The sequence below is a fragment of the Rhizobacter sp. P2_H3 genome (genome assembly GCF_056403355.1).
Genome location: NZ_JBFUFQ010000238.1, coordinates 1 through 8,652 on the forward strand (window position 1 = coordinate 1; position 8,652 = coordinate 8,652).

The following is an 8,652-nucleotide window of genomic DNA, read 5'->3' on the forward strand; positions in this document are numbered from 1 at the left end:
ACCTGCACCAGCAGGGCGTGACGCGCCTGGACGTCGTCAACTTCATCGCCCACGGCATCAAGAAGACCGATCCGCCGGAGCCGGCCAAGCCGAGCGAGGGCGGCCCGAGCGCCGAAGGCGAGAAGGACGAGGGCGAGGGCAAGGGATCGCCGCTCGACCAGTTCACGCAGAACCTGAACCAGCTGGCACGTGACGGCAAGATCGATCCGCTGATCGGCCGCGAGCTCGAGGTCGAGCGCGTGATCCAGATCCTGTGCCGCCGCCGCAAGAACAACCCGCTGCTGGTCGGTGAAGCCGGCGTTGGCAAGACGGCGATCGCCGAGGGCTTGGCCTGGCGCATCACGCAGGGCGACGTGCCGGAGATCCTGGCCGATGCCAACGTGTATTCGCTCGACATGGGCGCGCTGCTGGCCGGTACCAAGTACCGCGGCGATTTCGAGCAACGCCTGAAGAGCGTGCTGAAGCACCTGAAGGACCAGCCGAACGCGGTGCTGTTCATCGATGAGATCCACACGCTGATCGGCGCCGGTGCGGCCTCGGGCGGCACGCTGGACGCGAGCAACCTGCTGAAGCCAGCGCTCAGCTCGGGTGCAATGAAGTGCATTGGTGCGACCACCTTCACTGAATACCGCGGCATCTTCGAGAAGGATGCGGCGCTGTCGCGGCGCTTCCAGAAGGTCGACGTGGTCGAGCCGTCGGTCGAGCAGACGGTCGAGATCCTGAAGGGCCTGAAGTCGCGCTTCGAGGAGCACCACAGCGTGAAATACGCGCTGGGCGCGCTGCAGGCCGCGGCCGAGCTGTCGGCCAAGTTCATCAACGACCGCCACCTGCCCGACAAGGCGATCGACSTGATCGACGAGGCCGGTGCGGCGCAGCGCATCCTGCCGAAGAGCAAGCAGAAGAAGACCATCACGCGCAACGAGGTCGAGGAGATCGTCGCGAAGATCGCGCGCATCCCGCCGACCAGCGTGTCGAACGACGACCGTTCCAAGCTGAAGACGCTGGACCGCGACCTGAACAGCGTGGTGTTCGGCCAGGAGCCGGCAGTCGAGGCGATCGCGGCAGCAATCAAGATGGCGCGCTCCGGTCTCGGCAAGCCCGACAAGCCGATCGGCTCGTTCCTGTTCAGCGGCCCGACCGGCGTCGGCAAGACCGAGGTCGCGAAGCAGCTCGCGTTCATCCTGGGCATCGAGCTGATCCGCTTCGACATGAGCGAGTACATGGAGCGCCATGCCGTGAGCCGCCTGATCGGTGCGCCTCCGGGCTACGTCGGCTTCGACCAGGGCGGCCTGCTGACCGAGGCGATCACGAAGAAGCCGCATGCGGTGCTGCTGCTCGACGAGATCGAGAAGGCGCATCCGGACGTCTTCAACGTGCTGCTGCAGGTGATGGACCACGGCACGCTGACCGACAACAACGGGCGCAAGGCCGATTTCCGCAACGTCATCATCATCATGACGACGAACGCGGGCGCGGAGACGATGAACAAGTCGACGATCGGCTTCACGAACTCCCGCGAGCAGGGCGACGAGATGGCCGACATCAAGCGCCTGTTCACGCCGGAGTTCCGCAACCGGCTCGACGCGACGGTCAGCTTCCGGGCGCTGAACGAAGAGATCATCCTGCGGGTGGTCGACAAGTTCCTGCTGCAGCTCGAGGGCCAGCTGTCGGAGAAGAAGGTCGAGGTCACGTTCACCGACGGGTTGCGCAAGCTGCTCGCGAAGAAGGGGTTCGACCCGCTGATGGGTGCGCGGCCGATGCAACGCCTGATCCAGGACACGATCCGTCGTGCGCTGGCCGACGAGCTGCTGTTCGGCAGCCTGGTCGACGGTGGCCGCCTGACGGTGGACGTGGACGCCGACGGCAAGACGGTGCTCGACATCCAGCCGGCGAAGAAGATCGACAAGCCGAAGGCGGAGCCGGCGACGGCCTGATCTTCGCGAGTCGTGATCCGGAACGAGGCCTGCGGGCCCCGTTTCTCATGGCGCGTCAGGTGATCGACGGATCCGCGAGCGGAAAGCGCGCTGCCGGATCCTGCCCGAAGAAGTCGCGCAGCAGCTCGTACAGCGGCGCGTCCCACGCCTGCAGGTCGAGCGGTGCGACGAAGAAGGTCTCGCAGGCGACCGCGAAGAACTCGTCCGGGCCTTCGGCGGCGTACGGGTCCATGAAGATGTCCTCGTCGCCATCCACTTCGCTGCAGAAGCGTTCATAGCTCGCCGGCATCACCTCGCGCCAGCGCAGGTGGGCCTGCTTGTCCGGCAGCGGCGGGATGCCGTCGGAGCGGCCGTCGCGCATGTCGATGACGTGCGCGAACTCGTGGATCACGACGTTGTAGGCCCAGCCGCTTCCGTCCTCCGGGTTTTCCTGCGCATCGGCGACATCGCGCCACGACAGCGTCATCGGCCCGGCGCCGGGCGCCTCGCCGGTGAGCGCCTCTTCGTACTCGTGCACGATGCCGTCGTCGTCGACGACCTCGCGCTTTGCGAGCATCTCGTCGGGGTGCACGACGATCAGCACGAAGCCGTCGTACCAGTCGAGCCCGAGCTTGAGCACCGGCAGGCAGGCCTGTGCGGCGATCGCGACCGCCATCGCGTCGCTGACGACCACGCCGTGCGTGCCGTGGAACTGCTTGTCGGCGAGGAACAGCGTCGCGAAGCGGCGCAACTGCGCGGCATCGGCCTCATCGAGGTCGCCGAGGAACGGGTAGCGTTCGAGCGTCTCGGCCCACAGTTCATCGGGAATCGGCCGGCGCGCCAAGGTGCGGCGCTCGCGCCACCCCCGCCATGCCGAAGCCAGGCGCCCCAGCACGGCGGCTCAGGAAGGCAGCKCCACGCCTGGCGGCATGGTCACAGGGACACGCCTGGCGGCGTGATGCGCCTGAAGCCGCGCGCGCTCAGGCGCAGCACCTCGGCGCGCAGCGGCGGGTGGTCGAGCTCCCAATCGCTGAGCACATGGCGCAGCATGCCCGGCGCCAGCGGCTCGCTCCCCGGGTGGTGCGTGTGGCCGTGCACCATCGTCGTCGCGCCCGCTTCATGCAGCCAGCGCACCGCGGCGGCGCCGTCGACATCGGCCCAGYCCATCGGCGTCGGGAGCTGGCGCTTGAGCTGCTCGCTCTCGTTGCGCACCGCGCGCGCGAAGCGGCGGCGCTCGTCGAGCGGCTTCGCGAGGAAATCCTGCTGCCAGGCCTCGCTGCGCACCAGCGCGCGGAACTGCTGGTACTTGGTGTCGTCCAGGCACAGCGCGTCGCCATGCGTCAGCAGCACGCGCAGCCCGAAGGCCTGCAGCACCGTCGGGTCGGGCAGCGCGACCACGCCGCAGTCGCGCAGCATGTCGAGCCCGACCAGGAAATCGCGGTTGCCCGCCATGAAGCCGACCGTGCGGCGGCACGCCGCCTCGGCCAGCTCGTTCGCGCAGCGGGCCTCGAACTCGTCGTGGCGGCTGTCGTCGCCGGCCCACACCTCGAACAGGTCGCCGAGGATGAACACCGCATCGGCATCGGTCGTGCGCAGGTAGGCCGACCAGGCGTCGAAGGTGCGCGGCGTGTCGGCGCTCAGGTGCAGGTCGGAGATGAAGTCCACGCAGCGCCAGTCGACCGGCGCTGCGTACTCCCAGAGGCTGGGCAAGGGAGGCGGCGCAACGGCGGTCTGGCGCGACATGGAACCCCGGTACTGCAGGAGGTTGATGCGGGTAGGCGAAAAGAGGAGCGGGTCAGACCACCTTGGCTTCGGTGATCACGACGTCTTCGAGCGGCACATCGCTGTGGCCGCCCTTGTTGCCGGTCTTCACCTGCTCGATCTTGTCGACGATCTCATGGCCCGACACGACCTTGCCGAACACCGCATAGCCCCAGCCGGACGGCGTCTCGGACTTGAAGTTCAGGAAGTCGTTGTCGGTCGCGTTGATGAAGAACTGCGCGGTGGCCGAGTGCGGCACGCTGGTGCGTGCCATCGCGAGCGTGTAGTGGTCGTTCTTCAGCCCGTTGCCGGCTTCGTTCTGGATCTGTGCATCGGTGGGCTTCTGCTTCATGCCGGGCTCGAAACCGCCGCCCTGGATCATGAAGCCCTTGATGACGCGGTGGAACACCGTGCCGGCGTAGTGGCCCTTCTCGACGTACGAGAGGAAGTTCTTGACCGACAGCGGCGCTTTCACGTCGTCGAGTTCGATGCGGATGGTGCCGTGGTTGGTGACCAGGTCGACGAGTTTGCTCATGTTATTTCTCCAGCGTGGCTTGCTTGATGATGACGGGTTGGACCGGCACGTCCTGGTGCGGGCCCTTGTTGCCGGTCTGTACGGCGCGGATCTTGTCGACGACCTCCATGCCGGAGACGACCTTGCCGAACACCGCATAGCCGTTGCCGTCGCGCGATTGCGCGGCGTTCAGGAAGTCGTTGTCCTTCAGGTTGATGAAGAACTGCGCGGTGGCGGAGTTCGGGTCCATCGTGCGGGCCATCGCGACGGTGCCACGCGTGTTGGTCAGGCCGTTGCGGGCTTCCAGCGGGATCGGCGGGCGGGTCTGCTTTTCCTTCAGGTCGGGCGTCATGCCGCCGCCCTGGATCATGAAGTTCGGGATCACGCGGTGGAAGACGGTGCCGTTGTAGTGGCCGTCCTTCACGTACTGCAGGAAATTCGCGGACGACTTCGGCGCCTTCTCGGCATCGACCTCGATCACGATGTCGCCGAGCGACGTGGCCAGCTTCACCTTCTGCTGTGCGTGGGCCGTCATGCTGCCGGCCAGGCCGCCGATGACGATCGCGCCGGTCACCAGCAGCGGCTTCCATGACTTGAGGGTTCTCACAAGATCACTCCTTCGAAGAATATTTTCCATTGTCCACCTTCCTTGCCCCAGTACTGACGCTTCAGCGGGCCGGTCAGCTGGCCGCTCAGCACCTCGCCGAAGGTCACGATCAGCACCTCGCCGGCGTCGCGCCACGACAGGATCGACATCTCCTTCAGCTCGGCAGTGCGCCCGCGCGTGGCCTGCAGTTCCTTGTCGACCATCTGCGACCACTGCGCCAGGTCGGCGGTGCCGCTCTGGAACTGCGGCGAGTAGAAGCTCAGCAGCTTGCGCGCGTCGCCCTGCGAGCGCGCGACGCGCCACTGCTCGACCATCGCATGCGCCGCGACGCGTTCCTGCGCGACCTGCGCGCGCGCCACCCATTCGAGCTTCGGTGCGATCACGACCGGCGTGCGCCGCGGCGACACCTCGCGCAGCAGGCGCAGCAGGTCGGGGTTGGCGAGCACGACGCAGCCGTCGGTGGTCTGCGGGCCGCGCGCGAAGTTGGCCGGCGGCACGCCGTGCAGCCAGATGCCGCCGCCGGTCTTGCCGCGCCGGCGGTCGTATTCGTTGGGGTAGTTCAGCGTCAGCGCGCCAGGGCCGTAGAACTCGGCGACCTGCTGGTTCGTCAGCCGGCTGGTGATGAAGTAGGCGCCGAGCGGCGTGCGCTGGTCGCCTTGCTCCTTCTTGTCGACGCCCAACCGGCCGAGCGAGACGTAGTGGTCGGCAACCAGGCGCAGGCCCTTCGCGTCGTTCGCGAACAGGTACAGGCGCGAGCGGCTCGCGTCGACGGCGATCGCATGCCGCGTGCTCGACGGGATGTCGATGAACTGGCGCGGCACGGCATCGGCCGGCGGGCGTTCGGTGAGCGCGGCCAGCCGCAGCGTGGCTTCCTGGCGCAGCTGCACGAGCTGGTCGGGCGACGAGGCGGCCAGCTCGGGGGGCGCCGCGCCCATCGCCTCGAGCGGCTGCCGGCGGGCCAGCAGCAGGTCGCCGTACACCAGTTGGGCGAGCTGGAAGTTGGGCACGTCGCGCGTCAGCGTTTCGGCCCGCGCGAGCGCGCGGCGTGCATCGCCGTCGCGGATCAGCTGGTAGATGTCGATCAGCCGGGCTTCGGGGGAAGCGGGCGCGGCGGCCACGCCGCTGCGTGCCACGGCCGGCTTCAGCGGCGCGGCCACGGCCACGCCCGCCGCCCATGGCAGCGCCAGGCAGACAGGCAGTGCCGCGCGGCGGCACCACTCACGCAGGCGTCGGATCACGAACCGGTGCTTTCCTTCTGGATCAGCCAGCGGCCGGAGACGCGCACCAGGTCGAGCCGCTTGCGACTGGACACCTTCAGCGCATCGGCGCTGTAGGCCTGGCGCACCTGCACGACGGCCTTGTCGCCTTGCACGCGGATGTCGAAATCGCTCAGGTTCACCGCGATGCTGCGCTTGCCGGTGATGCGGGCGCGGCGTTCGGCCTCCCAGGCGGCGCGCGACTTGCCACCATTGAAATCATGGGTGTAGGACGCGAAGTAGGCGTCCATGTCCTTGCTCGCCCAGGCCGCGGCCCACGCGAGCACGGCGGTCTGTACGACCTTTGTGTCTTCGGCGGCGGCCGGTGAAGAAGCCACCGCGGCGGGTGCAGGCGCGGGAACGGGCGCAGGGACAGGCGCAAGAGCAGGTGCAGGAGCAGGCACCGGAGCCGGCTTCGGCGCGGCTGCAACGACCGGCGGCGGGGCGGGAACGGGTGCGGGCGCCGGTGCAGGCTTGGCCGCAGCGATCACCACCGGTGGCTCTGAGCGCGTCATCGGCGAGAACAGGTCGCGGATCATCGCGAGCTTCGGGCTCACCTTGGCGGTGCTGCTGCCGTCGATCTGCAGCGCGCGCGAATAGGCCTGGCTCGCCAGCTTCGCGTACACGTCGCCGAGGTTCTCGTAGGCGGTCGCATAGCTCGGGTTGGTGCGGATCGCTGCCTCGAGCGAGCGCCGCGCCTGGTCGTACTGGCCCTGCTTGCTGTAGAGCACCGCGAGGTTGTTGTGCGGCTCGGGCAGCTCGGGGTGGTCTTCGGTGAGCTTCACGAACACCGCGATCGCGTCGTTYGACTTGCCTTGCTCCGACAGCACCAGGCCCTTCAGGAAGCGCATGCGGGCGTCCTTCGGCTTGGTGGAGAGGAACTGGTCGGCCTTCTGGTTCGCCTCGGCCAGCCGGCCCGCGCCGAGCAGGCTGTCGACATCGCCGTACTCGTCGGCCCGCGCGGTGCTGGCGATCGTGAACACGGTGAACGCGGCCAGGGCGACGAGCGAAGAGCGTGGAGTCATCAGGTGGCCGCGAGGTTTTGGGTGGGCGCCGTGGGGCGGAACGAGGTGCGGATACGGCCCGCTATACTGCGAAAATTGTATAGCAGCCCCATGGCTGCAAGCCCCTCGACCCGCTGGCCAGGCCCTATGAGCGGTTCCACTGCAGCACTCCGCCGATGACCCTGAGCATCTTCAACACCTTGTCGCGTCAGACCGAGGTGTTCACGCCGATCGAACCCAACCATGTGCGCATGTATGTGTGCGGCATGACGATCTACGACCTGTGCCACGTCGGCCATGCACGCTTCATGATGGCCTTCGACGTCGCCGCACGCTGGCTGCGCACGCTGGGCTACCAGGTTACCTACGTGCGCAACATCACCGACATCGACGACAAGATCATCAGGCGCGCGCTCGAACGCAACATCCCGATCCGCCAGCTGACCGACGAGATGACGGCCGCGATGCATGAAGACGTGGCCGCGCTCGGCATCCTGCCGCCGACCCACGAGCCGCGCGCGACGCAGTACGTGCCGCAGATGCTGCAGATGATCTCCACGCTCGAGCGCAAGGGCTATGCCTACCGCTCGCCGAACGGCGACGTGAACTACGCGGTGCGCAAGTTCGACGGCTACGGCAAGCTGTCGGGCAAGTCGCTCGACCAGCTGCGCGCCGGCGAGCGCGTGGCCGTGCTCGACGGCAAGGACGACCCGCTCGACTTCGTGCTGTGGAAGTCCGCCAAGCCCAGCGAGCCCGACGACGCCAAGTGGGCGAGCGAGTTCGGCGCCGGCCGCCCGGGCTGGCACATCGAATGCTCGGCGATGAGCTGCGCGCTGCTCGGCGAGCAGTTCGACATCCACGGCGGCGGCATGGACCTGCAGTTCCCGCACCACGAGAACGAGATCGCGCAGAGCGAGGGCGCGAGCGGCAAGCGCTTCGTCAACGTGTGGATGCACAACGGCTTCCTGAACGTCGTCAACGAGCAGGGCGAGAACGAGAAGATGTCGAAGTCGCTCGGCAACTTCTTCACGATCCGCGACGTGCTCAAGCACTACGACGGCGAGACGCTGCGCTTCTTCATGCTGCGCACGCAGTACCGCAGCCCGCTGAACTTCGGCCCCGCCAACCTCGACGACGCGCGCAACGCGCTGCGCCGGCTCTACACCGCGCTGGTCGACCTCGACGTGCCCGAACTGCCGGTCGACTGGGCGCAGCCGCAGGCCGCGCGCTTCCGCGCCGCGATGAACGAGGACTTCAACACGCCGGAAGCGGTGGCGGTGCTGTTCGAGCTCGCGACCGAGCTGAACAAGAGCCGCTCGCCGCAACAGGCGGCGCTGTTCAAGGGGCTGGCCGCGACGCTCGGGCTGCTGCAGCAGAACGCGCGCAGCTACCTGCAGGCCGGCAGCACGCTCGACGACGCCGCGATCCAGGCGCAGATCCAGGCCCGGGCCGATGCGAAGAAGGCGCGCGATTTCGCGCTCGCCGACCGCATCCGCCAGGACCTGCTCGCGCAAGGCATCGTGCTACAGGACTCCGCGCAAGGCACGACCTGGATGAAGGCCTGATCCGTGGGGCGCTCCGTCACTCCCGAGTATTG

8 protein-coding genes are annotated in these 8,652 nt (G+C 67.8%); 2 read left to right on the plus strand and 6 right to left on the minus strand.

Annotated features, from left to right (window positions below):
• The coding region (locus tag AC1D1T_RS27085) for an AAA family ATPase (protein ID WP_477992838.1) at window positions 1–1,934 on the plus strand (1,934 nt) is incomplete at its 5' end.
• 55 nt (window positions 1,935–1,989) lie between these two features.
• Here the strand turns inward: AC1D1T_RS27085 and AC1D1T_RS27090 are convergent.
• From AC1D1T_RS27090 to AC1D1T_RS27115, 6 genes are all read right to left on the minus strand, one after another.
• Window positions 1,990–2,808, minus strand: a complete 819-nt coding sequence (locus AC1D1T_RS27090; protein WP_477827180.1) for a M90 family metallopeptidase — start codon at window positions 2,806–2,808, stop codon at window positions 1,990–1,992.
• A 38-nt stretch (window positions 2,809–2,846) separates the two neighbouring features.
• On the minus strand, window positions 2,847–3,623 hold the full coding sequence (locus AC1D1T_RS27095; RefSeq protein WP_477992839.1) for a UDP-2,3-diacylglucosamine diphosphatase: 777 nt from the start codon (window positions 3,621–3,623) through the stop codon (window positions 2,847–2,849).
• Between the two features lie 85 nt (window positions 3,624–3,708).
• Entirely contained in the window at window positions 3,709–4,209 is a 501-nt protein-coding gene (locus AC1D1T_RS27100) for a peptidylprolyl isomerase (RefSeq protein ID WP_047508857.1), read from the minus strand.
• 1 nt (window position 4,210) lies between these two features.
• Entirely contained in the window at window positions 4,211–4,723 is a 513-nt protein-coding gene (locus AC1D1T_RS27105) for a peptidylprolyl isomerase (protein WP_477841170.1), read from the minus strand.
• Window positions 4,724–4,791: 68 nt separating this feature from the next.
• Window positions 4,792–6,033 (minus strand): L,D-transpeptidase family protein, encoded by a 1,242-nt coding sequence (locus tag AC1D1T_RS27110; protein ID WP_465112967.1) that lies wholly within the window; start codon window positions 6,031–6,033, stop codon window positions 4,792–4,794.
• The gene (locus AC1D1T_RS27115; RefSeq protein ID WP_477841166.1) at window positions 6,030–7,076 is read right to left on the minus strand and encodes a tetratricopeptide repeat protein; all 1,047 of its coding nucleotides are present in this window, start codon (window positions 7,074–7,076) and stop codon (window positions 6,030–6,032) included. The genes AC1D1T_RS27110 and AC1D1T_RS27115 overlap by 4 nt, the downstream gene beginning before the upstream one ends.
• Window positions 7,077–7,231: 155 nt before the next feature.
• On the opposite strand from AC1D1T_RS27115, the gene cysS reads away from it, so the two are divergent.
• Window positions 7,232–8,620, plus strand: a complete 1,389-nt coding sequence (gene cysS / locus AC1D1T_RS27120; protein ID WP_477826545.1) for a cysteine--tRNA ligase — start codon at window positions 7,232–7,234, stop codon at window positions 8,618–8,620.
• The last annotated feature ends 32 nt before the right edge of the window (window positions 8,621–8,652 follow it).